Annotated in this window: 27 protein-coding genes and 3 tRNA genes; 8 read left to right on the top strand and 22 right to left on the bottom strand. The window is 57.2% G+C overall.

Annotated features, from left to right (window positions below):
* Positions 1 to 4: 4 nt before the first annotated feature.
* Genes xrtA through B1781_RS10505 form a run of 8 tightly spaced genes read right to left on the bottom strand, consistent with a single transcriptional unit; the run spans position 5 to position 9333 of the window.
* Entirely contained in the window at positions 5 to 1546 is a 1542-nt protein-coding gene (xrtA, locus tag B1781_RS10540; RefSeq protein WP_125932018.1) for an exosortase A, read from the bottom strand.
* 48 nt (positions 1547 to 1594) lie between these two features.
* Positions 1595 to 2458, bottom strand: a complete 864-nt coding sequence (locus tag B1781_RS10535) for an XrtA system polysaccharide deacetylase (RefSeq protein ID WP_078119630.1) — start codon at positions 2456 to 2458, stop codon at positions 1595 to 1597.
* Positions 2459 to 2472: 14 nt separating this feature from the next.
* Positions 2473 to 3627 carry a non-hydrolyzing UDP-N-acetylglucosamine 2-epimerase gene (wecB, locus tag B1781_RS10530; protein ID WP_334223960.1) on the bottom strand — a complete coding sequence of 385 codons (1155 nt, stop codon included), beginning with the start codon at positions 3625 to 3627 and terminating at the stop codon, positions 2473 to 2475.
* Positions 3605 to 4627: an XrtA/PEP-CTERM system-associated ATPase gene (locus B1781_RS10525; protein WP_078119628.1), complete on the bottom strand. Its 1023-nt coding sequence runs from the start codon at positions 4625 to 4627 to the stop codon at positions 3605 to 3607. The genes wecB and B1781_RS10525 overlap by 23 nt, the downstream gene beginning before the upstream one ends.
* An 8-nt stretch (positions 4628 to 4635) precedes the next feature.
* Positions 4636 to 6132, bottom strand: coding sequence for a TIGR03016 family PEP-CTERM system-associated outer membrane protein (locus B1781_RS10520; RefSeq protein ID WP_078119627.1), 1497 nt, complete (start codon positions 6130 to 6132; stop codon positions 4636 to 4638).
* Positions 6089 to 7126, bottom strand: a complete 1038-nt coding sequence (locus tag B1781_RS10515) for an XrtA-associated tyrosine autokinase (RefSeq protein WP_334223959.1) — start codon at positions 7124 to 7126, stop codon at positions 6089 to 6091. Before B1781_RS10515 ends, B1781_RS10520 begins: the two co-directional genes overlap by 44 nt.
* A gap of 2 nt (positions 7127 to 7128) precedes the next feature.
* Positions 7129 to 8733, bottom strand: coding sequence for an XrtA system polysaccharide chain length determinant (locus B1781_RS10510; protein WP_078119626.1), 1605 nt, complete (start codon positions 8731 to 8733; stop codon positions 7129 to 7131).
* Positions 8734 to 8757: 24 nt separating this feature from the next.
* Entirely contained in the window at positions 8758 to 9333 is a 576-nt protein-coding gene (locus B1781_RS10505) for an XrtA/PEP-CTERM system exopolysaccharide export protein (protein WP_334223958.1), read from the bottom strand.
* A gap of 294 nt (positions 9334 to 9627) precedes the next feature.
* Here B1781_RS10505 and cysZ point away from each other — a divergent pair, with 294 nt between their 5' ends.
* The gene (gene cysZ, locus B1781_RS10500; RefSeq protein ID WP_078119624.1) at positions 9628 to 10356 is read left to right on the top strand and encodes a sulfate transporter CysZ; all 729 of its coding nucleotides are present in this window, start codon (positions 9628 to 9630) and stop codon (positions 10354 to 10356) included.
* A 26-nt stretch (positions 10357 to 10382) separates the two neighbouring features.
* On the opposite strand, the gene B1781_RS10495 is transcribed toward cysZ, so the two are convergent.
* Entirely contained in the window at positions 10383 to 11144 is a 762-nt protein-coding gene (locus B1781_RS10495) for an HAD family hydrolase (RefSeq protein ID WP_078119623.1), read from the bottom strand.
* Between the two features lie 107 nt (positions 11145 to 11251).
* Between B1781_RS10495 and dksA the strand changes: the two genes are divergently transcribed.
* The 6 genes from dksA to B1781_RS10465 all read left to right on the top strand — a co-directional run bounded on the left by dksA (position 11252) and on the right by B1781_RS10465 (position 15449).
* Entirely contained in the window at positions 11252 to 11686 is a 435-nt protein-coding gene (gene dksA, locus B1781_RS10490; protein ID WP_078119622.1) for an RNA polymerase-binding protein DksA, read from the top strand.
* Positions 11687 to 11704: 18 nt separating this feature from the next.
* On the top strand, positions 11705 to 12601 hold the full coding sequence (gene gluQRS / locus B1781_RS10485) for a tRNA glutamyl-Q(34) synthetase GluQRS (RefSeq protein WP_078119621.1): 897 nt from the start codon (positions 11705 to 11707) through the stop codon (positions 12599 to 12601).
* Entirely contained in the window at positions 12594 to 13019 is a 426-nt protein-coding gene (locus B1781_RS10480) for a group II truncated hemoglobin (RefSeq protein WP_078119620.1), read from the top strand. The genes gluQRS and B1781_RS10480 overlap by 8 nt, the downstream gene beginning before the upstream one ends.
* A gap of 331 nt (positions 13020 to 13350) precedes the next feature.
* Positions 13351 to 14445: a HAMP domain-containing protein gene (locus B1781_RS10475; RefSeq protein ID WP_078119619.1), complete on the top strand. Its 1095-nt coding sequence runs from the start codon at positions 13351 to 13353 to the stop codon at positions 14443 to 14445.
* 39 nt (positions 14446 to 14484) lie between these two features.
* Positions 14485 to 15057, top strand: a complete 573-nt coding sequence (locus tag B1781_RS10470; RefSeq protein WP_078119618.1) for a DUF4388 domain-containing protein — start codon at positions 14485 to 14487, stop codon at positions 15055 to 15057.
* Between the two features lie 185 nt (positions 15058 to 15242).
* Positions 15243 to 15449 (top strand): hypothetical protein, encoded by a 207-nt coding sequence (locus B1781_RS10465; protein ID WP_078119617.1) that lies wholly within the window; start codon positions 15243 to 15245, stop codon positions 15447 to 15449.
* A gap of 30 nt (positions 15450 to 15479) precedes the next feature.
* Here the strand turns inward: B1781_RS10465 and B1781_RS10460 are convergent.
* The 4 genes from B1781_RS10460 to B1781_RS22940 form a co-directional block, all read right to left on the bottom strand.
* Positions 15480 to 15567: transfer RNA gene (locus B1781_RS10460), tRNA-Leu, on the bottom strand.
* Positions 15568 to 15623: 56 nt separating this feature from the next.
* A tRNA-Cys gene (locus tag B1781_RS10455) sits at positions 15624 to 15697 on the bottom strand.
* Positions 15698 to 15977: 280 nt separating this feature from the next.
* Positions 15978 to 16232 (bottom strand): hypothetical protein, encoded by a 255-nt coding sequence (locus B1781_RS10445; RefSeq protein WP_078119616.1) that lies wholly within the window; start codon positions 16230 to 16232, stop codon positions 15978 to 15980.
* A 483-nt stretch (positions 16233 to 16715) separates the two neighbouring features.
* Positions 16716 to 16922, bottom strand: coding sequence for a hypothetical protein (locus B1781_RS22940; RefSeq protein ID WP_125932017.1), 207 nt, complete (start codon positions 16920 to 16922; stop codon positions 16716 to 16718).
* Positions 16923 to 17054: 132 nt separating this feature from the next.
* Between B1781_RS22940 and B1781_RS10440 the strand changes: the two genes are divergently transcribed.
* Positions 17055 to 17906, top strand: a complete 852-nt coding sequence (locus tag B1781_RS10440) for a hypothetical protein (RefSeq protein WP_078119615.1) — start codon at positions 17055 to 17057, stop codon at positions 17904 to 17906.
* A 740-nt stretch (positions 17907 to 18646) separates the two neighbouring features.
* Here B1781_RS10440 and B1781_RS10435 read toward each other — a convergent pair.
* From B1781_RS10435 to pgsA, 9 genes are all read right to left on the bottom strand, one after another.
* Positions 18647 to 20506: a phage major capsid protein gene (locus B1781_RS10435; protein ID WP_078119614.1), complete on the bottom strand. Its 1860-nt coding sequence runs from the start codon at positions 20504 to 20506 to the stop codon at positions 18647 to 18649.
* A gap of 4 nt (positions 20507 to 20510) precedes the next feature.
* Positions 20511 to 21098 carry a hypothetical protein gene (locus B1781_RS10430; protein ID WP_125932016.1) on the bottom strand — a complete coding sequence of 196 codons (588 nt, stop codon included), beginning with the start codon at positions 21096 to 21098 and terminating at the stop codon, positions 20511 to 20513.
* A 488-nt stretch (positions 21099 to 21586) separates the two neighbouring features.
* Complete coding sequence (locus B1781_RS10425) at positions 21587 to 22150, bottom strand: hypothetical protein (protein ID WP_078119612.1); 564 nt, start codon at positions 22148 to 22150, stop codon at positions 21587 to 21589.
* Positions 22151 to 22269: 119 nt separating this feature from the next.
* Positions 22270 to 22548 (bottom strand): hypothetical protein, encoded by a 279-nt coding sequence (locus B1781_RS10420; protein ID WP_078119611.1) that lies wholly within the window; start codon positions 22546 to 22548, stop codon positions 22270 to 22272.
* The gene (locus tag B1781_RS10415; protein WP_078119610.1) at positions 22545 to 22799 is read right to left on the bottom strand and encodes a hypothetical protein; all 255 of its coding nucleotides are present in this window, start codon (positions 22797 to 22799) and stop codon (positions 22545 to 22547) included. Before B1781_RS10415 ends, B1781_RS10420 begins: the two co-directional genes overlap by 4 nt.
* A 92-nt stretch (positions 22800 to 22891) precedes the next feature.
* Entirely contained in the window at positions 22892 to 23488 is a 597-nt protein-coding gene (locus B1781_RS10410) for a hypothetical protein (protein WP_125932015.1), read from the bottom strand.
* Complete coding sequence (locus tag B1781_RS10405) at positions 23478 to 24368, bottom strand: tyrosine-type recombinase/integrase (RefSeq protein ID WP_078119608.1); 891 nt, start codon at positions 24366 to 24368, stop codon at positions 23478 to 23480. The genes B1781_RS10410 and B1781_RS10405 overlap by 11 nt, the downstream gene beginning before the upstream one ends.
* Positions 24369 to 24469: 101 nt before the next feature.
* A tRNA-Gly gene (locus tag B1781_RS10400) sits at positions 24470 to 24545 on the bottom strand.
* A 51-nt stretch (positions 24546 to 24596) separates the two neighbouring features.
* The gene (pgsA, locus tag B1781_RS10395; protein WP_078122006.1) at positions 24597 to 25181 is read right to left on the bottom strand and encodes a CDP-diacylglycerol--glycerol-3-phosphate 3-phosphatidyltransferase; all 585 of its coding nucleotides are present in this window, start codon (positions 25179 to 25181) and stop codon (positions 24597 to 24599) included.
* Between the last annotated feature and the right edge of the window lie 3 nt (positions 25182 to 25184).

The raw sequence follows: 25184 nt of genomic DNA, 5'->3' as shown, positions 1-25184 counted from the left end.
CTCGTCAGTCGTCTTGTCCCAGCGTTTCGTCGATCACCCGATCGATCTCGGGCGCCATGGCACTCGCGAACCTCGCCAGCGTTTGCCGCGAGGCCGCGAGGTCTTGCGCATCCGCAGGCGTCGTGATCGCAATCCAGGCACCATCGGAACGACCGGGGTAAATCCGCGCGACCGCTTCCCAGGCTTTGCCTTCGTAGCGGTTGGTCAGGCTGCGCCCCGCTACCCGATACCACTGCCACACCATATGATCGTAGTGCGTAGTGCCATCAGACACGATGGTCTTGGCCTGGTTGACTACAACTTGCTTGCCGCCAAGATCAACGGCCCGCTTGCGCCGCTCCGAGCGTCGCATCACCTCTTCGGCGATATCGTTCGCCTGGTTGATCGCTTCGCTGCCTTGGCGTTGCTGTGGAAACAATGCGACGTACAACTGCACGACGGCTTCGCCATGGTTGTATCTTGCACTGATCGTCTGCTCGGTGGGTTGATGCAAAGATGCCCAGGCGACCGGCTCTTCCGACAAGCTCCAACCATCCACTCCCGCCGGAGGGGACAACGGTTTGGCGATCACGACATCGACGTTGCTCGCCTTCCAGGTTCCCCAGACCACACCGGATGAAACCAGCAACAGTACAACCACCACCACCGTCACGTGATTGCCGACCGAGGCCGTGCTCATCTCACGCCGTGGCGGCACGAATGCCGGTGGCTCTTGATCTTCCTGCCAGAACGAACCGATCCAAAACAGGATAAACATCACGACGCCGAAGAACACCCAACCATAAATCAGATGATCGATGCCGGTTGCGTATTCCATTTCGCTCATATGGCCGATCATCACGATCATAAAGGCACGCAAGCCGTTCGCCAGAATCGGCACGATCGCCGACATCGCAATGAACAACAGGCGTTTCCACAGGGTGTGATAGGTGATGTACGCGTACATGAAGCCGAGCGTGATCGAGGCAATCAGGTAGCGAACGCCGCTGCATGCCTCAACGACCGACCAGTTCCCGCTAGGCAGCGAGAACCAGAGGCCCTCTCTGTAGACGGGGATGCCGGTCAGCTTCAATGCCTCAACGGTGAAAGTCGCGGTGAACTCCATCATCGGAGGCACCAGGTCTTCGCCCATCGGTACCGCGAAGAATAAAAACAACAGAGGAAAAGTCAGGAACTTCGCTACCTGCCAGCCAAGAACACTGGCAAGCGCGATGATCAGCAGCGCAACGAACGCCAGCTGCTCGACGACTAATACACCGATCAACTTGGCCATTGCCCACAACAGCAGGGCGCCCAGCGCGAACACCAGCAGGCCCGGCATGGGTTGGGGTGTAAACGCCGCCAGATGACGCCTTTTCTGCCAAACCAACCAAAGCGAAATCGGTAGGATCAAGAATCCATGGGTGTAGGTTTCGAAGTGGTACCAGGTGTGCACCATGCTGGTGACCGTGGGCCAGAACAGCGCCACCAAGGCCACGAACACCACCGCTGCGCCAACCACCGTGGCACGCCAACGTTGGCCAATCATTGAATCAGATTCGGTCAAGTTACTGCTTCCTTGGCTTTGTTATTGAGATCTTCCGCGGCTCGCAGACTACGAGGCTTTCGCATAGTGCCGCCGATGCGGCTCGAACAACACCTGATCCATACGGCCCCATTCGAAATCGCTCAGCAGGCGGGTCAAGCGTCGCTCCATGCGGTCGAGGTTGAGGTAGTGCCTAAACCGTGTCTTCGCATCAATGCCTTGTTGCCGCGGCTGGTCCGGATCGATCTCCCATGGATGGAAATAAAAGATCACCGATTCGCGATCGACTTCGTTGACGCGACGCATCGCCCACCGCATGCCGGCGTACGGCACCAGTCGGAACCAACCACCACCGCCGCAAGGCAGGTTTTTTCCACCAACGCGCACCGTGGTAACGGGAAATTCAACGAAATCGCCATCCGTCGGACGAAAGGCAAAACGCGGCGCATCGGGCATGCCATAGAGATCATGCTTTATCGGATAGATACTGGAGCTGTACAGGTGGCCGGTCTCGCCGAGCACATCGAGCGCCCACAGATTGCTGGCACCGATCGAGTAACTCGCCGCGCGGTAGCCGATCACCTCTTGTCCGCTGACGTCTTCCAGCAGTGCCTTGGTGCGTACGACGTCTTGCTTGAACTCGTCACGGTTCTGTTGCGTGACACGCACATGCGACATGCCGTGACTCGCCACTTCATGGCCCTGCTCGACCATCCGTCGAATCAAGGCCGGATAGCGTTCGGCAACCCATCCGAGGGTAAAAAACGTGGCTTTGACATCGCGATCCGAGAACAGGCCCAGAATGCGATCCACATTGCGCTCTACGCGGCACTCCTGCCGCTCCCAATCGCTACGATCGATGTAGCGTTCAAACGCCGAAACCTGAAAATAGTCTTCGACATCGACTGTCATTGCGTTGCGGATTTGCGCCATCGATATCTACCTGCCTAAGCTGCTTTTCTTTGTTTACTTGCCCACTCGAGCAATATATCGGCAATACGTCCAGCAGCATTACCGTCCCAAAGTGCCGGCACACGCCCGCGCTTGCCGCCAGTCGTCAGCACACGATCAAACTCCGTGCGAATGGCGGCTTCATCCACGCCAACCACGGTATTCGTTCCCTCGCTGACGGTAATCGGTCGCTCAGTGTTTTCGCGGATGGTCAAACACGGTACACCGAGTGCCGTGGTTTCTTCCTGTAGACCGCCTGAGTCGGTGATCACCAACTCGGCATCCAGCATCAGGCCCAACATTTCCAGATAGCCCAACGGCTCGGCCACTACGATACCTGACGCCAGAAGTTGTTCAAGAAGACCTGCCGCCTGCAGACGCTGATGCGTTCGCGGATGCACCGGAAATACCAACGGCAGCTTCTCGCTCAGCTCAACAAAAAGGCGAACGAGATGCTTCAATGTCTCCGGGTCGTCCACACTGGAAGGGCGATGCAGGGTGAGCACCCCAAACCGGCCAATGGCGCCTCGACCTGCGGCGATCCGCTGCAAGGTGTCCGCCGAAGGAACGGCATCGGTGCGATGACTGATCAACGTGTCGATCATGACATTGCCAACTTCGTGAATCTTGGCTTCGGCAACGCCCTCGCGGAGCAGATTATCGACGGCATCGCGCTCCGTGGTGAACAGCAGATCGGCAATCTGGTCGGTCAGCAGACGATTGATTTCCTCGGGCATGGCGCGATCGAAGCTGCGCAGCCCGGCTTCTACATGAACGACGGCGACCTGCTTCTTTCCAGCCACCAGGGCACACGCCAGGGTCGAATTGACATCGCCGACGACCAGCACGACGTGCGGTGAAAACTCGTCGATGACCGGCTCGAAACGCAACATGATCTGCGCGGTCTGCACAGCATGACTGCCGCCACCGACACCGAGATCGACATCGGGCTCAGGGATGTTCAGTTGCTGAAAGAATGCGGCCTTCATCGCCGCATCGAAATGCTGACCGGTGTGCACCAGGCGTGCATCGAATTCGTCGGCGCGGGCGCGAAACGCCCGCATCAGGGGGGAAATCTTTATGAAATTGGGTCTGGCTCCAACGACACAGAGAATGCGAAGCGGCTCATTAGAGCTCGTCGTCTTCATCATCCATATCCATCTGCAGCATGATGGCCTGCTTCAACATGCGGCGATTCTTGGATAACGCATTCTTCAGCTGCTGAACTTCCTGCTCGAGCAGCGCCACACGACCCTCCATATCGGCTGGGCGGACTACCGGGCTGCGCATCTGGCCGCCATTGCCGCCTACCGATTCGATGGGTGCGTTTTCGCTGGAGCCCATTTCCTGGGCCATCTCTTCTACGACAGTCGCAACGTGCTCTTTGTCGATCTCGTGGACTTCCTCGAGCGATCCGAACAGCAGCAGACGGTCACACAGGCTGTTCACCCGCCGCGGCACCCCGCCGGTGGCCGCAAACACCTCGTCGTAGGCAGCATCCGAGATTGACGGATCGTTGCGCCAGCCAACAAGGGTCAAGCGGTGTTCGATGTAAGCCTGGAGTTCCTGGCGGTCGAGCGGACGAAGGTGATAACCGGCGATAATGCGCTGACGTACCTGCTCCATGCCGGCGCTCTGCAGCGTCTGTTTAAGCTCGAGTTGACCCAGCAGGAAGCTTTGTAGCAACGCCTGACCGTCTTCCTGGTAGTTCGACAGCATACGCAGTTCTTCGATCGAACGCTGCGGCAGGTTTTGCGCCTCGTCGACGACCAACAGTACACGCCGCCCCTCGGCACGCCGGGCGCGGAAGAACGCTTCAAGATTACGCAGCAGCGCGGCCTTGGAAAGGCCCTCGTGAGCCAGCCCGAACGACGCGCTGATCAGACGCAGCACTTCGTCTTCATTGATGTGTGTGGACACCAACTGCGCGGCCACAACATTCTCTTCATCAAGTTCATTGAAAAGGTTGCTGACCAACATCGTCTTGCCGGTACCGATGCCGCCGGTAATGACGATAAACCCCTCACCCTGACGCAATCCGTAGCGCAGGTACGCCATGGCACGGTTGTGGCCGGAGCTGTTGAAAAAGAAACGGGCATCGGGACTGAGCTGAAACGGCTTGCCCGAAAGGCTGTAGAAACTTTCGTACATGACTGCTGTTAGAGAAAGCTGGACTTCAACGAAATGCCAATTCGGCTTTCGTCATAGCTGTTGTCGGCATCCGATGCATCGCGTTCTCGATACAGGACGTCCACCGATGCACTGGTGCGAGGCGTAAGCCGACGACTGACCGACATACCGATGTCAAACGTATCGCTGTCGCTATTGGCACTGCCTTCGGCATGCGTGAAGCCACCGTTCACCGTCGCGGTGTAGTTCGACGAGAGCTGTCTCCTTGCGGAAACCGACAAGCCGTACGCGTCCTCTTCGATCGGCGAAATTTCGTATTCGCGCTTTGACACCGTGCCGGTAACGGTAACCGTCGTGCGCACACCCTTCATGGTCATCGCGCCGCGCAGCTGCGTATTGATGAACTCTTCATCAGTTTCATCGATACCGAAAAGATTTAAACTGAGCTGATTGCCATCTGCGCCGATGATCGGATTGCCTTGGGCATCCTCCAGCCCAAACAACCCAAGATTCACCAGTTCAAACGCCCGGCGACTGGCAACGGTGCGCGACAAATCGACAACGAACTGTGTGCGGCGGGTTTCGTGGCTGATCCGCCCTGAAAACGTGTCACCAAAATAGCGCTGGCCATAGCTCGCCGACATACTGGTGCGCGAATTCGGCGTCCAGGTTGCGCCGACATCCCAGATAACGCCATCGGTATCGCTGCGCCTGGTATCGACGTCGTTCTCTTCATACCCGACACTGCCGTCCACTTCCCAATTGACGTTGAAGCGATAACCGGCGCCGACCGAATAGGTAGTATTTTCGGAGTCCGAATCTTCGTACTCGGTCGTCCGGTGCGAGGCATCGGCACGCCAATTCAGTGGGCCATAAGCGTGCCCGCTACGCACCCCGAGATGCAGCCGGGTCGAATAGCTGTCGTCGGTGTTGCCCTCGCTACCATTGCGATCGTAGGTTACGTAATCGATCTCGTTGTCACTAACGATATCGGCGTACTTGTTCAAGCGATGGCGGAATCGCGGGGTGAGACCCACCGAGTACGACTGGGTGCCGTCGCTACGTGCATTGATCGCATCAACCGGGCCGGACGTCGCATCTCGACCGACCAGCCGAGCACCCGCGTTGGCACCGAGGAAGAAAAAATCCTCGATAGCCTCGACTTCACCCTGGGCCCGCAGTCTGTGCGACATCGTCTCGGGGTCGGTATCGCCCGTTCCGGTGGCCAAGGTCAGCTGATAGTCGATGTCCGCTTTCGATCGGGCACCCTCGCCTTTGAGCTTTATCTGAGGTTTGACTTCGAACACCAGACCGGATGACTCGTTGGCTCCGTTACGGTCGATCGCCGTTGTCTTGGCGGTCACCGAATCCGTCAACTCCCAATCGCCTGCCCATGCCGTCACCGGGAACGCGCAAAACATTGCACACCCGGAAACAGCGGCCACTACCCTGCCGGCGCGAATACCGGCCGTTACGTTGCGGCTATCGTTCATCGTTACCGTAGCCATATCCGTAGCCATATCCATAACCGTAACCGTAGCCGTAACCGTACTTACCGATGAAGAGATCCGGTTTGCACTTATTCAAAATGAGCGACAGGTTATCGACGGAATTGAGTTGCGCTACCGCATCCTGCACCAGGAACTGCGGCGTCACTGCTGATTCGACAACCAAGCAGATCTGACCCATCTGCTGTGCAAGCACACTGGCCTCACTGGTGGCCAACAGCGGCGGCGAATCGAACAGGACAACACGATCGGAATAACGCAACGCCAATTCGTCGAGCAATTGCCGCATCGTGTTGCTGGCAAGCAATTCCGTCGACCGACGGTGACGGCGGCCGGCAGGCAAGATCGAGAATTTAGGGATATCCGTCTTGATCAGCAGATCTTTGAGATCCAAAGACTCGTCGATTAGGCGGTCGGTCAGGCCCGGCAGATTGTTCACCTTCAACAGACGCGACAACCCGGGCTTCGCCAGGTCCGCATCCACGAGCAGCACCGTGCGGTCCATCTCCATCGCAATCGAGATCGCCAGGTTCAGCGACGAGAAGGTTTTGCCTTCACCCTCGACCGAACTGGTAACCATGATCAGGTTGCGGTGCGCTTCGCCGATGGCATTCTGGCCGAACGCCCGCGTCAGCAGCGGACGTTTGATCATCCGGTATTCTTCGGCAGTGCGACTTCGCTCGGAGTCCGGAGACAACACGCCTTCGAGCGCCAGGTTCTTGATGCTGAGCATCTTGGTCTCGCCGTCCTCGGGCACTTGGCTTGGCGGCGTCGGCTCGTACCGGCCCTCCGCGCGTTCAGTGACTGGCGGACGCGGCGATTCAACCGGCGCATGGGGTTTCTCAGCAGGTGTTTCCACCTTGCGCTCGACCACCTCGGCATCGGCGTCGACTTTTGCATCGACGGTAGGTGCTGCCTGTGGCGGCGGCGAATCCTGGCGTGGCGGTTTGGCCGGAACGGGCGGTTCCAGCTTGCCCATCATTTTGTCGACTGCTTTTTCGATGATGCTCATGGTTAAGCCAGATTTAGCGATTGAGCCAGCCGTGGCAACAGCTCGATATTGAATTGATACAGCGCCAGGACAACCCCGAAGGTCAGCAGCAGGCCGCTGAGCGTCAACATGAAACTCACGTTTCTGACTTTTCGCGCCCGAATCTGATCAGATGTCCACACCATGTTGACGCTGCCGAGCACTGGCAGGCCAAGCGTATCGCTGAGCATCTGGCGTTCGTCGAATGTCGGACGGAACTGCGAGATAAGGAAGGCCACACCGAAACCGACGGCCAATCCCGCAAGCAATACGACCGAGCTAAGCAGCACGCGGTTAGGACCCGACGGTGTCGAGGGAGCACGCGGTGGATCCACAACCCGGAAGCGCACGTTGTCAGATGTGCTTTCCGCTTTGCGTCCAAGCTTTGCCGATTCCAGGCGGGTCTCGAGCACCGAGTGGTTCTTTTTGACGATGTCGTAATCCGCCGTCAAATCGCGCCGCTCTGCCTCCAAGGCAAGCACTTTGTCGATCGAAGCCTCAAGTTCGGACACCTGACTCTTGTGTACGTCCAGCAGGCGTTGCTTGGCGGCCACGTCGGCTTCGAGCTGCGCAAGCGACAAACGCATCTGCTGGTACACAGGGTTTCTGTCGATGTTGTAGTCGACAATTTCAGAGGTCGACGAGCCGGTCGCTTCCACTTCAGCCACGACCCGCTTCTTTTCCGCCTTGAGGTTGGCCAGAGCGATACGTGCCTGAATGACGTCGGGATGACGCTCCGTGTACTTGACGGTGAGTTCGTCGAGCTTGCTCTGCATCGCGGCAATCCGGCGATCGATCTCCGGCGTCTTTACGGTGAATTCACCGCCTTGCGTCTTCGGCCCAAGACCGAATGACGGCTCTTCACCTTCAACCTGGCTGCGCGTCGTATCGAGGCGTTCCAGCAACACGTCCAATTCAAGTTGCACGTCCTCGATCTTCTTTTTGCCGGAGCGGATGCGTTCGTAATAACCGCCCGAACCTTCGGGCAGGAACTCCATGTTGCGCTGCTTGAAGCGCGTCAACTCGTTTTCGAGTTCGCGCATCCGGCGTTCATATTCGGCTTTCTGCTGCTCGAGGAACTGGGTCGCGGAGTCTTGATCCTTGCGCACCTCACCCAGGTTGCTTTCCATGAAAATGGTCAACAGCGATTTTACGACCAGCTTCGCGAGATCGGCGGACTCGGCCTCGTACGAGATCGTGTAGAGGTTCTCGCGTGACGTTCCCCGAAAGCGGATGTTCTGTTTCAAATTACCGATGATCTCGTCTTTTTCGCTGTCGGTCGTGGCCTGCAGATCGAGATCGGTCATACGCATGACCTTCTCAAGATTAGGCCGACTGAGCAGCGTACGCGTCATCAGAAAGATCTTTTGCTGCGTGTCGCTGGTGTTGATCGCAATACCCTGCAGCAGCGGCTGCAGGACAGAGGTGGTATCCACGTACACCCTGGCAGAAGCCTGGTATTGATCGGGCAATTTAGCCACGACGGTCCAGCCCACCACACTGATGGCCCACGCGATACCCAACATCCACCAGCGGAAACGCCAGGTCCCCCTGGCGTACCGCAGTATTAGGACGACTATGTCATGCATCCCTATTTCGCCCTAACGCTGAGACTAGAACCAAGCTTCCGGCACGATGATCACATCGCCGGGGCGCATATCGATGTTGGCCGTGATATCACCCTCGCGGATCAGATCATCGAGACGCAAGCGGTATTCGGCCTGCTTACCGTCCTCGACCCGGATCAGGGTGGCCGAATTGCCATCGGCGAATTTCGTCAGGCCGCCCGACTGGATCATCACGTCCAGCAGGGTCATGGAATCGCGGTACAGCATGGCGCGCGGCTTGGTCGCTTCGCCCAGTACGCGGATCTGCTCGCGGTAAGTACCGGTGAAGCCGTTGACGATAACGGTAACCAGCGGATCACGCAGGTAGGTGGAAAGCTCTGCTTCGAGGTCGCGCGCCAGTTCGGCGGGCGTCTTGCCGGCGGCCGGCACTTCCTCGAGCAGCGGTGCAGACAGCAGGCCGTCCGGACGTACCGGCACCGAGGTGCTGACCTCGGGGTTACGCCAGACGAAGATCTGAACATTGTCGCCCGGCGCAATGCGGTAGCGCGTCGAGTACTGCGCGTCGCCGCTGGCTTCCGGCAATTGCGGACGCGCCTCTTGCTTCGACGCACATCCGGTCAAAATCAAAACCCCCGTGAGAGCGCCCAGCATCGAGGCAAAACGCACTGATTTAAGGAGATTCACCATAACTTTCCTCTCTTTCATGGTCGCAGTCGGTCGAAACAAGATCGCGCCGCTCTCGACGGCTCGGCAAGTTTACTCAAACTTCGGTAAAAAAGCTTGCAGTACAACCGGTTGTACGGACATGTTGTAAATAATCCTGACATATTCACAGAATTTCAACAGGCACCCCGCTCGTACGGCCGCAGAGGATATACTGCCTGCCCCCGCGTTGTATGCGATTGATTTCCCAACATGCTTTCGACCATCGATGGTTTTTTTCTGCCCTTCAAAGGACTGCGGCTGATTCTGAGACCGGGCCTGCGGCGCTTCGTTATTGTCCCGTTTTTCGCGAATCTGCTGATTTTTGCCGGACTCGCCTACCTGTCCGCACACTACTTTGGTGCCTACATGGACCAATGGCTGCCAGACGGCGGTTGGCTGGAGTTCCTGCGACCCGTGCTCTGGCTGTTGTTCGCCGTGGCCTATGCGCTGGCCCTGTTTTTCGGTTTCACCTTGATAGCGAACCTGATCGCGGCACCGTTCAATGGAATGCTAGCGGCCAAGGTTGAAGAAATGTTAAGCGGACAGGCCCCCAGCGATGCCGACGAATCGCTGCTCAAAGCGATCGGACCTGCAATCAGCGGCGAGATCGGCAAGATCGTCTATTTCATCACCCGCGCGCTGCCGATTCTGATCCTCATGGTGATTCCAGGCATCAACGTGTTGGCGAGCCTGGCGTGGCTGCTGTTCGGGTTCTGGTTTCTCACCATCGAGTACACCGACTACCCGATGGGTAACCACGCGCTGAAACCCAAACAACAGCGGGCCACGCTGCGCGGCAAACGGCTCAAGTCACTGGCCTTTGGCGCAGGCGTCACCACCCTGATGCTGATCCCTCTGGTGCAGTTTGCCGCCATGCCGGCCGCCGTGGCCGCTGCCACCAAGTTCTGGGTGGACGACCTGCAGCAGAGCGCCGGCTAACGAGCGAACCAGATCCGCCGGCAGTTTCAGAGCAGCAACCGCAGATAGTCCAGGTCGACCACACCATCGGGTGGCACCGCGGTACCGTCGAGCACCGCGGCCGGCGTCGATGCTTCACCCAACTGGTCCAGCACAACCGTAGCCAGTGCAAAATCCTGCTCGCGCGTGTAATCGTTGACGGTCACCACAACCTTATCGATGCCGGCGCCCACCGCAGACGAAACCCCGTGACTCGAGTCTTCGAAGGCAATCACCGATTTGGCGTCGAGATCCATTTCGCTTAGCACCCATTGGTAGATATCCGGCGCCGGTTTCTTGGCCGGTACGATATCGCCGGCACCGATCACGGTGAACCAGTCGAGCGCCCCGCTCGGCAGGGTGCTGGCGACCAGCGCACTGACATTTTCGGGGGTCGTCGTGGTGGCGATGGCGAGCGGCACACCGGCTGACCGCGCCTGTTCGAGCAGGCGCTGCACACCGGGGCGAAGCGGAATGGCGCCTTCCTCCATCAGTGACATGTAGTGTGCCGTCTTGTTGCGGTGCAAATCGGCAATAAAGCCATCCAAGTCGTCCGGACGTTGAAAACCGGTGTTGTACTTGTCCAGGTAAAAACGGATACGTTCTTTGCCGCCGGTAACGGCCAACAGATGGCCATACAACTCGACACTCCAATCCCAGTCCAGCCCGGCTTCGGCGAATGCGCGATTGAACGCCACGCGATGCCCATCGCGTTCGGTATCCGCCAGCGTTCCATCAACGTCAAAAATCAGCGCCTGTAGATCGGCCATATGTACCTCCTGACAACTTATGCGGCGAGCTTACCCAATTACCTGGCGTAATTGCCCTTGTTTTACGTGGATGTTAATTTTGCGGTTTACCTCTCGAGGCGACCGACATGGGCAGCAATGCAAGCGACTTTCCGGTAAATCACGGTATAGCGCCATACGAGCCCAAGGACGGCGAGAGCTACATGAATCCGGAACAAGAGGACCACTTCCGGAAACTACTCAACGCATGGCGCCTCGAATTGATGCAGGGAGTCGATCGGACCGTCGATCACATGAAGGTCGACACCGGCAGTTATCCCGACCCGAACGACCGCGCGACACAGGAATGCGACATGGGCATGGAACTGCGCACACGGGACCGGGAACGCAAACTCCTCAACAAGATTGAAAAGACGCTCAAAAAGATCGATGAGCATGAATACGGCTACTGTGAAAGCTGTGGCGTCGAGATCGGCATTCGACGGCTCGAAGCGCGCCCCACGGCCGACCTATGCATCGACTGCAAGACCCGCCAGGAAGAACTCGAGCGCATCCAGGGCTGACGGTTCTCACAGCTCATCATGAGCAAGCCCTCCTACCGGGGGCGCTTCGCCCCATCGCCAACCGGTCCGCTGCACTTCGGTTCACTCGTCGCCGCAGTAGCCAGCTATGCCGATGCCCGTCACCAGCACGGCGAGTGGCTGGTTCGTATCGAGGATGTCGATCAGACCCGAACCCGATCGGGCGCCGAAGACCGGATTCTTCAGGCGATCGAGGCTTTCGGCATGTCGATCGACGGCACCCTTGTTCGACAAAGTGAACGGACCGCACTGTACGACCAGGCCTTGGACACGCTGCGCAGCAATTCGTTGGCCTACCCCTGCGACTGCAGCCGCAAAACCATCGCCGCAATCGCCCACGTGGGCCGCGAAGGTCCGATATATCCGGGTACCTGCCGACTTCGGCCACCGACGAATGCCATAGACGTAGCCTGGCGTGTCGCGCTGGATGAATCCACGGTGCAATTCACCGATCGCATCATCGGGGATCTGCAACAGCATCTGGCGTCTGATGTGGGTGACTTCGTTGTTCGGCGCATCGATCGATTTACCGCGTATCAGCTAGCGGTTGTCGTCGACGACTTCGAACAAGGCATCACCGATGTGGTCAGAGGCGCCGACCTGTTGTGGTCGACGCCACGCCAGATCTGGTTGCAGCGCCAGCTTGGCTACCCGACGCCGAACTATGCGCATGTTCCCCTGGTCTATGCAGCCAACGGGCAAAAACTCAGCAAGAGCGACGCAGCGCATCCGGTCGACGAAGACAATCCGCTGCCTACGCTGCTCGCCGCATGGCAACACCTGGGGCAGACCAGGCCAACCGCTCGATTGCGCAACGGCAATGACTTTTGGACATGGGCCATTGAGAATTGGCGACTGACTTCCGTGCCAGTAGATAGGAAACACATCGATGACTGAGAAGACGGTATACGAACTGATCGGCGGTGAAACCGGCGTGCGCGACTTGGTCGATCGCTTTTACGACTATATGGACAGCGATGCCGAGGTTGCCGAGATTCGTCAGATGCACGCCAAGAGTCTGCGCGGGTCACGTGAAAAGCTGTTCCTGTTCCTCTCAGGATGGTTCGGCGGGCCGGACCTTTACGTCCAGAAATATGGCCATCCACGTCTGCGCCAGCGCCACCTGCCGTTTGCGATTGCGAGCAAAGAACGCGACCAGTGGATGCGTTGCATGCGCAAAGCCCTGGCCGACATGCCGCTGACCGATGATATGCGCCAAAAGCTCGAGCAGGCGTTCATGAACACCGCCGACCATATGCGCAATCAGCCCGAGCACTCAGGCGATCCTCGATTGCAGGTGTTTCCCGGCCGGTAACTCCAGCGGCCGCGCACCACGACGATCAGCGCTACCCCTCAAACAACTCAATACATAGCTATCGATTGGCCGCGAAAAACCGGCACTAAGCCCGCAAATATGCACTAAACGGCCTTTCCAACGCTTTTCATTCGTTATCGTGTGATCATAATTCACCAACTTCTGTTAAGTCGGTTCAGGCTTGCGTCTCACAGGCCGATAAATCCACAAATTTAACGTAGCGACTCGGTCGCCGGCAGAGCTGGCAGCTGATGTCGCCAATTGCAGATCCGCGTTAATGCGCCTGTAAAAAGGGGCTGCGCGCGGTCCGTTGTATCGATGGAGAACCACAGTGAGTAGTGAAAAGAAGGGCCTTTCATTCGGCATCTTTGGCAAGATCCTGGTAACGATGCTAGTCGTCGCCGCCATACCGTTGAGCATCGTGTGGTATCTCGATTACAGCCTTATCCGCGACGGACTGGAACGCAACATCTCGCAGCAACTGGACAACACCTCGCTGCAGCTGGCCAACGAAGCAGACCAATGGGTCCGCATGAACCAGAAGGTACTGCAGCAGAACGCGACGTTGGCAGACGTGCGCTCGATGGAACGCGAGAAGCAAGACCCGATATTGAAATCGATTCTCAAGGAATACGATTGGTCGTATTTGGTGTTCACCACCGACACCAGCGGCATGAACATCGGCCGCAGCGATGGCAAGGCGCCCAAAGACTACAGCAGTCGAGCTTACGTCAAAGATGTCGTTGCCGGAGCCCCGCTCGGCAAGCAGGTGGTACTGGGCAAGACCAGCGGTAAACCGGCGGTCATCCTGTCTGCGCCTATCCACGATCCGAAGTTCGTCAGAAAAACCGTCGCCGGCGTGATCGCAATTGCGATGAACATCCGCGAGATATCCGAACGCATTACCAACACGGTTATCGGCCGCACCGGCTTTGCTTTCATCCTCGACGAATCCGGCAAGGTCGTTGCTCACCAGCAGGAAGGCACCGCGCCGGCCACGACCGATTTCAGTGGTCATCCGGCATTCGCCAACAAACCCGATAAAGGCAGCGTACTGCTTGAATACAACGACGACGGCAATCACGTCGTCGCTGCAGTCCGCCGCTCAGAGACCGGCTGGTATGTGGTTGCACAGCAAGACTACGACGAAGCCTACGCCCCTCTGAAAGACGCGCAACAACGTGGTATCTTGCTGCTCGTGCTCACGCTGGTCATCGTATCGGTTATCGCCTACCTGTTCTCGCAAGGCCTCTCGCGTCCGATCCGCAATCTGACGACCATTGCAGATCAGTTGAGCCGAGGTGGCTCGGTCGGTGAAATCAAAGAGGCCTCGCGTGGCGACGAGATCGGTTCGCTCGCCTCGGCCATTGATCGCATGGGGGCCAGCATCCGACTGGCTATAGACCGACTGAAGAAGCGCGGATAACGCGTTTAGATAACGAGAACAACACTACAGGAGGGGATTGTGTCGGACGATTATCAGCCGTTTTCCAGCTATGCGGACTTGGTCCGACTGATCTCCGAACTTTGCGCCGGCGGCAGCACAGGCAGCCTGTTTGCTATCAGTGAGATCAACAGTCTGGCCAAGGTCGTCATTGTCGCCGGGAACATCATCTACATCGAGTACCGGCTGAAAAAGGGTGCCGAGGCGATCCCACTGTTCCTTGAAATCGAGAGCGGTTCGTACGATTTCAAGGCCGGCAAAGTTATCTCGCACAAGGCAACGCAACTGCCGCCGACCGCCGAATTACTGGCTCAACTGAGCGGTGATGCAAGCGTGGCGGCAGCCCCGCCGCCGGTGGCCGCTCCGGCCGCTGGTGCGCACGCCAGCCCGGAAGCGTTCAAGGTCATCGAAGAGCAGTTGATCGAGATACTCGGACCCATGGGTTCGTTCGTCTGGGAAGAACACCTCGAACAGGCTGGCGGACCGAATGGCAATGTCGATGTGATCAAGTTGATTGACGACGTGGCCACCGAAATCGACGACCCGAAGAAGGCGGCACAATTCCGCAGCCACCTGTTCAACACGCTCAAGTAGCAGACAGACTTCCGCGGGCGCACGTCCCCAAGCGCCCGCGCTTCCCAGTACCGGACAAAGTTACTCGATCGGCGTGTGGCTACGCGGCCGTAGTGAGCCCGACGCGTGGGCGCTATCAGCTATAGTCGGTAGGTGTAGCGACGCAGCGAGCTACAGCAGGCCCACAAACCAACCCATCGAGCCGCATGAAAACACTGCAGTTCACGATCAGTCACGCTCATCTCGAAGACCTGATGAGTCGTAAATGCCTGGCCCGCATCCACAGCCTCGAGGATCTCGGCCATGAACGCGACCACTACGTGATCGTTGCACTGGTTCGAGAGGAACATCTGGACGAAGTCATCGACAAGGCCGCCGATCGCCCACGCTGGGTCAGGTGGCCCGCGGGCTGATTTCCCGCGATATCGCGTTGGAGCTGATGTTGGTGCCCGGAGCCGGAATCGAACCGGCACGGCCGCAATGGCCGGCGGATTTTAAGTCCGCTGCGTCTACCAATTCCGCCATCCGGGCATATCAGGAGATCGGGGCAAGATAGACAGTCGGCAACATTCTGCCTTGGAAATGAGTGGAGGCCGAGACCGGAATCGAACCGATGTCCACGGATTTGCAATCCGCTGCATAACCACTCTGCCACTCGGCCAAACTGGATGTTTCAACCTCCCATGAGTGGTGGGCTGAAACAAGAAACCCCGCAAGCGCGCGGGGTTTCCTGGAATCTGGAGCGGGAAACGAGACTCGAACTCGCGACCCCAACCTTGGCAAGGACGATCACCCTCAGCACCGCTCAGCGGAACGCGGCGAATCATACTCGAAGTCACACGGAATTGGAAAGAACTATGACAGGGTTCTGCTTATAACCGCCTTTCGATAACACCCAACTTAGCGAGTGCAATGCAATCCAACATCGAATTCACCGATTGCTAGATGTCCGTGTTTTCTTCTCCATCCGTTAGGTAATTCGGATCGAGAAGCTGACACAGAAACTTCGCAGTCTCCACCGCCGTCTGAATGGCCAAATGCATACCAAATACCGCCCTCTGGTCAACCAATTGCTCTGGATCAATGGCGTCAAGGGCCAAGAGGTAGGCGTGGAGATTCTCCGCCACGTCTGCCGGCAGTACGTGCGAAGAGCACAGGTAGTTCTCAGGAACTTTGTAGAGGTTATCTTTGGTCATGATCGCGTCCTAATGCAATTTTTTGTACGTACAATAAATATCACTCAACCATCCGAGTTCGTCAAGGATTTTTGTACGGGCTAAAATCAAAAAATGAGCAAGCCACCTAAGCAACGCGGTCGCCCACGAAAAGAAGAACCTGCGACAAGTCGTTTCGAAATTCGGGTGACGCCGCAACAACGACAGCGCTGGCAAAAGGCAGCCGACCAGGCCGGAGCAACCCTGTCTACGTGGATAAAGCGAGTACTTGATGAGAATTCTCACTGAACCTCCCTGAGTTAGATTCCTCATTTTCGGCTCACTCTGGGTGATACGGATATCTTCTAGCTCAACAATAGGCAACCATCCGTACAGTTCACCCCGTCAGACTAATTATTGTTTGCGCCGCTCGCTCTCTCTGCCACACCAAGATCTGCAATCGCAGAAGAAGAGAGTAACCAAAAGCACCAGAGCGCATCTCCATAACATACTGTTTTTATTTGTTTAATTTACAAACAGCCGCTTATCACCCCCCTCTTCCGCCGTACTCTGCAGACATTGGATCGCTGGTCTCACATCAAGCCAAGCCAAAGAGTTCATCCGAAAAGCCGCCTCGAAAACGTCCTTTTTTACACGACGCAACACAGCAAAAACGCGTAATTTATTACTTGATGGCGAATAATTGGCCGGCAAGGAAAATTCGTTATTCATTGTTTTTCCTATTTTTTATTGTCAACAGATTAGATTTGTACGCCATTGGCGAGGTTTCACGTGGAACACGGTTGACAGCCGCGCATCATCGCGTATATTTCACAACAGGTTTAGAAAAAATGGGTGGCCGTCATGGCAGATGATCCCTCCGAGTCGAACGTAGCTGACGACCTCGAGTCGCACTCTGTAGGTGGAAACGCCGAACAGACTGGCACAGCAGCACAGGACGCCAGCAAGAGCTCGCGTGTGAAGAAACCTCGAAAGGTTCTACCGGCGCAGCGGGTTTCAACGGTCAATCAGTTTGAATTGCTACGCGCTTTCGCGATCGCCAGCGGTGATGACCGAAGCGCCGTGGGCATTCAGGACGTCGCTAGCATTCGGGATTTGCATCCGAACACTGTCTCGATGTGCAACCCGTTCTTCACCGACACCGGCCTGATTGTTAAACACGGCCACAAATTCGTACCTTCTCCAGAAGTTGTCGCGTACTCCGAACGCGCTCAATGGAACTCAGATGACTGCGGCGAGAAACTCGCGCCGATTATCAAAGAAACTTGGTTTGCCAAGGCTCTCATTCCGCGGCTGCAGCTGAGATCTGTGAATGAAGATGAGGCAATTGCGCTGTTCGCTGATATCAGCGGAGCAAGCCCCGCTCACAAAAGCCAGCTAATCATGTTGCTCGATTACCTGCAGCTGTCTGGACTCATTAATCGAGACAACGGGGTGCTGAAGTTAGAGAAAGTTAGCCCTTCTGCGCCGCCAGCGAATACTGGCGAAAACAAAACAAAAGCGGTCAGCCCAAATGAAGGAGGCAACGAAAACACTCAGTCCAGAAATGAAAATATCGAGTCTTTCGTGATCCCTATACCAGGAAAAGACTCGGCGACGATTTCTGTACCCAAAGGGCTGGACGATTCTGATTGGCAAATGATGTCTTCAATGCTTGATCTGTATATCAAGCGCATGCAGGAGCGAAATCGATGAGAAGAGCGCCTGCCCTTGCGAAAGCACAGCGCGAGTGACCGCCTCACCGGTCGCAAGGGCAAAAATAGAAAGGCCCCGGAGATTTCGAGCAATCCACGGGGCCGAGGTGATAAGTCACTCACCTTTTAGCCAGCGTATCCGAATCGAGTAGACACTTGATTCAGGGATCTTCACGAATAAACGGTCTTTGGCGAGGCCGCATGCAGATCCAATTATTGCTGGCTACAGCGTTGGCATGGTGGTGAGGGCGTCCCTCTGCCACTTACCGGCTGCGCACCTAGATATTAGTTTATCTGGACCGGTAAGTCTATATCGCCCTTAGATATCACGAACGTGTTTTTCTTTTGAAAACAGGAGGTAACGATGACAACTTGTACTTGCATCTACCCCAAGTCCGTGACTGTGAGGGCGTATGTTCGCTTCCGGCTGGGCCGGTTCGAAACAGTATGCCAACACTGCCGGAGTTGGCCTAGCCGTTAACGGCTAGGGGATTGGCGGGCCCTGTGCCCGCCTTTCTTACCCACCGGTGCATTGCTGTCTTGCCTTAACCGCTTTCCGACAAATCCAAGCAGTACTCGAAGGCGAATCGAAAGTTATTTGGGGAAGCCCAGTATCACTGCTCGCAACAGCGTCGGGATGGGCGTCCCCGGCTCATAGGCTTGCCCAAGAACCAGGCCCGGCGGTTAGCTTGTCGTTTCAAGGGAGGCTCACACGACAAACTTCACCGCTTTGCAGTCACATCACGACGCAGCCTCGTGAATCTCGACAACGGATTCGGCATGCCGTAAGGCAACATCGACATCCATCAACGCCCGAACTTCGACGGAACCTTTGGCGAAGTTCGTCCCATAGGGATTGACGTCGATCTCAAGCATTCCCCACAAGCCGACCAACACATCCCGCCAATTGGCCAACATCACGTAACCAGCCGGCATGTTGCTGGTGTAGAAAGCAGGTAGCCCATTCATCGAGCCCTGCCCACGCTCACGACCGGACGACCACACGAAGCGACCGGTGTCAGTCCCGACGTCGGTCGTCTTCAAGGCCATTGCCAACTGCGGAGTCGTCAGATAGGCCAGGTTACCCATATCCGCGTTAGATGCGGCCAAGGCGCCCTCAAGACCAACAATATCCACATTGTCTGGCGTTGCGCCATTTGCATATGTGAACGACCCCGGTGTAGCCGGAAGCAGGCCTTTCGGCTTGTTTGCGGTGCCACCGCCTTGTAGCACTTCCAAGTCGACACCGACTGCCACCGTGTCAGCCAGATCCATTCGCACCAGCATCTCGATGTCGGGAGAACTCTGAACAAGCATCTTGTGCGAAAAGCGTGTCAAAGCACCGACCGTATGCGGAGTGAGCGCAATCTGATCGAACGTTGGATCGCTATCGGTCAAGGCATCTGCATCATCGCCAGCAATCCAGTAAGGAGCGGCACTCGACGCCTTTCGCGGAATAGTGACGTCACCCGATAGCCCTTGCAGAACAGTTGACATATTCATCACAAAAGAGCGGGCTCGCAGCACATCGACAAATGCTGACCCCATGTGCTCAGTCGGCACCAGCTCACCACCGGTTCCCAACTTCTGAACCGATCGGACGTGCAAGGCGTCAAGAGGTACAAGTAGACCCTTCGAGCGGCGACCTGTCTGCGAAGCCAACGCTTGGCTGACTTCCATTTCAAACCCAGCTTCTCGCATGTACTTTGGGTCCATTGACGCCCGAATTGCACGCACCAGGCTGTAGCCATCAAGGTCGCGAGAGCTCAAACACAAGGCTGCACTCATTCCCCCCGTGTTGACGTTGAGCGAACCATAGTCGCGGCTTTCCTGCTCGCGCATTGCAGGCGCCTGTGAAGCAATTGTCTTCACTACGTCCATTAGGTCGTCGACCGACCTGCCTTGCTGGATGAATCTTTCGGCCAGGTCGGCCTGCCCGTACTGATTTCCGATCCGTATCATTTCCGTGGCCCGCGCGCGCTCAGCGCGGATCTCACTGCTGTTCGCTTGATCATGTTCGTCGTGTTCAGTGGTCATACTCATTACTCGTGATTTGTTTAGGCGAAGAGTCGACCGCGAGCGCCCGACACCAACAGTAGGGTCGGCGGCTACTGGCGCGATAGAAACTTCATAAGGGGTAAAGCGGGTGACGCGGTAGACGGGATCGCCATCGCGATCGCCATCATTCACCATGTCGTTAATCTCGTAACTAAGGGAAACGCCACGCAGGCCTTCAGACACCATCGTGCTGTACTCACGGCCTTTCGATGTCGAGAAGAAGCGTAGGTTTGCTCGGAGCTTGCCGTTGACCAGGCGTAAATTTTCCGCCATGCCGACAGGCTCATGGTGGTTGTGGTTCGCAAGCAACGGCAGACCATCCGCCGCGCGCGACAGATCGACCGCAGCCGCGTCATGGCTGAGAATCTCCCAGCCCCAATGGCGGAGCACGGGATACTCTGACGAGATCGACGCATGGAAGACGAGGGCTTTTGCCTCCCCTTTCCTCTCTACGGCGAATTTTCTTGTTTCCAGCTTCACAGAGACACCTTCATCAAGTCCCTGCAACGCAAAAGGCGGTGCCAGGGACACGAACCCGCGCATGCCACTACTGGTGGCTTACGCACTTGTTTCGCATTCCTGACACCGCCTTGGTGTCTTCGCTTGTGTTACTCGATGCCCTGACAGGGATCGCGCCAACACAAGCTAGGCTCACATGTTCAAACTGTCGCCGGCCGGGCTTTCTTACCCGGCCATATCTGTTCGAAGGGCAACGACGAACAAACTGCTCACTCGCAAATATAGGGGCGACAGTTACTAAGTCAAGAGGCAATGACATGGCAATCGCCTCGCGTGGTGCCGAAGGCGCGCGGAACATGATCGACAAACCACTGCGTTGCTTGGTATCTGCCACGCCCCAATCAGCAAGCTGTGGAATGTCGGCAACGACTCTCAATGTGCGCATGCCGGCTTTGATACTCGGCTCGCGCGTTTTCGCGCGCGGCGGCGCCAGGCTCTCTCCGCTGTTTTCGCCGAAGGCTTCGGCGCGCAACTTTCCACAGTACGCCAACAACCAAGCGCGCAAAGGTGCGCCATCAACGAGCGTGCCTTGCGCGATGTGTTTCGAAACGGCCGGCTGCGAAATCCCGACGAGCTCAGCGAATGCTGTCCGCGTAACCGGCTGGTCAAGGTTCATAGCGATTCCGATAAAACGACTTAAAGCGGCGAGAGGCATAACCCCCCTAAGAGGGCTCGCGTCTGCAGAAAACATGCGGTGCGAATTACCCGCATGCAACGCTTTGGGGAAGGACCCGCAGCGGCGAACCTGTCCATACACCGGCGCTCGGCCCGAATCGCTGTACCACTGAACCAGCAAACCGTCGACGGATTGTGGCCAGGTCCACCTGCCCAACCTGCCCAACCTGTTTTGGCTACGTTGGGTATGGGTAACTCTATGATCTGGAAGTGAATTACCACCTATGCCTAACGTGCCCAACGTATTCGCGCGCGCGCGTACGCGCGTGTACGTGCGCGCCCGCACATGTGCGCGCCTGCGCGCCCACGCGCGCGAAAGGTTGGGCACGTTAGGCATTCGCCCTAAGCGCCTGTTATATCTAGCGAAAATGGTGCCCAACCCCATTACGGTAGGTTGGGCACGTTGGCCAATGGAGTGCTGATCAAACATCAAGATCGCATCCCATCGTCGTTGGTTTTCGTTTGTGGAGCCTGCGGCCGCAGGTAACCGTGAACGCGCTTGCCGCCGACGGTCTTGCGATCTTTACGCCAGCCTAGCGCACCCATGATCACGCTGACCCTGCTCTGAAAAATCTTCTGATTGGGACGATGCTCGCTATCGAGAACGTGTTGAAGAATATCCCCCGCTGTTACGAACTCATCTTGAGTGTGCTCCAACCATTCGCGAATTCGCCTTTCCAAAGCATCACCCGGGGACTGCCGCTCTTGGATACGCAAACGTAGCTGGCTCTTGCTACCGATGTCCGCCAACTTCTCGGTAAGCGAGTCGAGCTCGCTAGTCATCGAAATTTCCCAGCGATCGACGAGACGTGACCCCAGTTGCGCCAGGCCGGAAATAGCAACGTCGTCATCGGGCACAATGCGCTCGATAGCTCTGAACAGCGACCCCAGTTCGACAATCGATTTTGCTGCTAGCGCCAGCCCGTCCAGAGCTGCGGTTCGCATCTCCTCAAGGTCCGACTCGGCCGATCTTTTCTTGTCTCTTGCCGCCATCACTGCAACTCAGAGAACGCCAAGCACACAGCCTACCGCTTGGTAAGCCTTCGGCCGCGAAGCGTCTTTGATGCCTCGCCGGTAGCCGCTCACGGGACCGTGATGATCCTGAAGCTCGTTCATGTCATACCACCTTCGTCGCGGTTGAGCGTGCTTAGCTTCGTCTTAAGATCGTTCCACTCTTCGAGTAATCGAACTTGAGCTATTCGGAAGTCAAAGAGCACATCTGCGGTCTGCAGTTCGCGCTCATACTTCTCGACGCAGTCAGTGAGCCGAAACAGTTCACGACGCGAACGTTCCAAGCGAACTGAAAGATCCTCGTCCGCTGAAATATCAGCCGGCTGTTTCGTTGTTCGACGCTGAAACTTGAGGACGTCAGGTGGGAGTCCGTCGCTCATACGGCATGAACATCGGCAATTCGGCGTGCCTCTCGCTGAAGGATACCGATCGCGACATCGCCGAACCCGGGGCCAACCAACGACCCACCAGGCCCGCGCCGAATGATCAGTTCGCCAGAATCGACAAGCTCTTGCCTATGCTGTCGTACGAACCAGTCAAACGACCCGACGGTGCCGAATAGCTCGCCGCCGTCTTCGATGACCCATTCGCGACGTTTCTTGAAATCAAGGGGTGTATAGCTTTTGCTCATGGTACGCTCGGTTGCTCGCCGCCACTTGGCGATGCTTAGAGCGTAATGGCGTGTCGACGCTAAGTCGGCACCTTAGAAATCAGCTAATCGAACTAATTCTGTAGTTCTAGGTAGCTTTCGATCCATCCGGTGGGATCGCTAACCGGCACTTGGCTGAATTCACAAACAAGCTGCACAGCGCGATAAAACTGGCCTTTCTTGGCGGGGCTTATCTTGCCTTCGCACGACCAACGATCAGCAAGATGACGGATAAACAGTACGCCTTCCGAACCCGCCTGACGGCCTTTGCGAACGAACGGGCCAACAGCTGCAGCCTCGTCTGCAGCTGCAAACTGCAGATCTTGCAGTAAGACGACAATCTCCAACAGATCAACGCTCAACAGCGGCGCGGCGCTATCGCGCAGAAACGCACGTTCACGAATCCGCGACCAATCTGCCGGCGTAAACTGATTCAGTTGTGATGCCAGGCGCCCAGACGATCCGGCAATGTCGCTCAAAGCAGTTTCGGCTTGCTTCGGCGTTGATAGCGCAGCCTCTCGTCGTTTCTTCGATGTTTCCCGAAGGGCGAAATAAAGATCCACGGCATCTTCAGCCGCAACGATGAACTCTCCAGCACATTCACCGAGAAGGGTTTGGAGTCTTTTCCGTCCTTCCGCACTGATGAGCGGCGAGTTCTCCCTATCCTTCACGGTCGAACACCTTGGCAACAATCTCAGCCTTGTCGCGCGTGTTGTGGTGCATGTAGCGGGCAGACGCCGACAGCGTCTTATGCCCCATCAGCGCCATGATTTGCGCCTGATTGACGCCGGCGGTCGCCAACGCGTGGCCGCAGCCGTGGCGCAGTTGGTGGAAATTACGCCCCGCCAGACCTGCCTCGATAACGACCTTGTTCCAAAGCGCCCGAAAATGCATGGGACGCCCTGTCCTGCCGGCAAAAATGAGTTCGTCAGGCTGCTTGCCCGGCAGTTTCTTCAACTCAGCCACGGACCGCTTCGATAAGGCCGCGACGATCGGCTCGCCGTTCTTGGTGCGCGAGACGGTCGCGGTGCCGGCGATTAGATCCACATCGGCCCACGTGAGATTCAAGAGGTTCGATTTGCGCAGACCGGTGTGATAGGCCAGCACGACCAGCGCCGACAGCTTGCCCCAGCGCCGATCGAGGACCCGAGCGACGGCCAGGATCCGCTGGACCTCTTCAGGACGCAGGTAGCTTTCCGGATCGACCGGCTCAGGCAATTTCTCGATATTGGCGGTCGGAAAAACGTAGGTGCGCGGGATCAGGCGCAGCCGCCGAGCATACTTGTACAGGCTGCCGAGTTGGCTGATATAGCGGTTGATGGTAGAGCCGGCCAGCGGTTTGCCGGTGGCGACAGTTGCACGGCCGCGCAATGGGCGTAATCGGCCCCGGCTAGCTAGGTGCACCACTGCTGCATCAACATCATCGGGTGTGATTTCAGTCAGATCCCGGGGGCCGAGTTCGGCCACCCAGAAATCCAACCGTGAGAGCGTGGAGACGTCGCATTCGCGCGCCGCCACGAAGGCGGCAACCACGTCTTTTAGGGTAGGCATTGTCAGATCTCCCTGTACGAAACGAACACAACCCTGATTAGGGGTTACGGTTCGCCGTGGCGGCGTACAACCGAGAGAAAAATCAATCACCTACAAGAATCTGGAGCGGGAAACGAGACTCGAACTCGCGACCCCAACCTTGGCAAGGTTGTGCTCTACCAACTGAGCTATTCCCGCCGAACGAGCGCCGTATTCTAGGCATTTGGCGCAATGTGTCAAGCATGTTTCTTAAGATTCGTCGCTGGTATCCGCCGGCAATAACGGCCCCCGCAAACTCGGCCAGGCGGCGCGCAAGTACATGGTCATCGACCACAAGGTGAGCACGACCGCGACGAACATCAGTACCAAACCTACCGTGTAGATCGGGATGCTCCACAGGTCGTCGCGATAGATCAGCAAGGTGATCGCCGCCATCTGCGCCGCGGTTTTGAACTTGCCGATCTCAGACACCGCCACCTTGGTTCGGCTGCCGATCTCGGCCATCCACTCGCGCAACGCCGAAATGGCGATCTCGCGGCCGATGATCACCGCCGCCGCAACGGCCAGCGAGATGCGGGGATCGGCCTGCACCAGCAGCACCAGGGCCGTGGCGACCATCAGCTTGTCGGCGACCGGGTCGAGGAACGCACCCAAGGCCGAAACCAACTGCATCCGCCGTGCAAGATAGCCGTCGAGCCAATCGGTGGCAGCGGCCAGGACGAACACCACGGTCGCCGCCTCGCGTGACCAACCAACCGGCAGGTAGAAGAAAACGACGAAGACCGGGATCAGGACGATCCTCAGAACGGTCAGCAGGTTCGGCAGGTTGTAGATCGG

It is taken from the genome of Thiosocius teredinicola (assembly GCF_002009425.1).
Classification (GTDB): domain Bacteria; phylum Pseudomonadota; class Gammaproteobacteria; order Chromatiales; family Chromatiaceae; genus Thiosocius; species Thiosocius teredinicola.
This window is presented reverse-complemented; position numbering and strand designations above follow the sequence as displayed.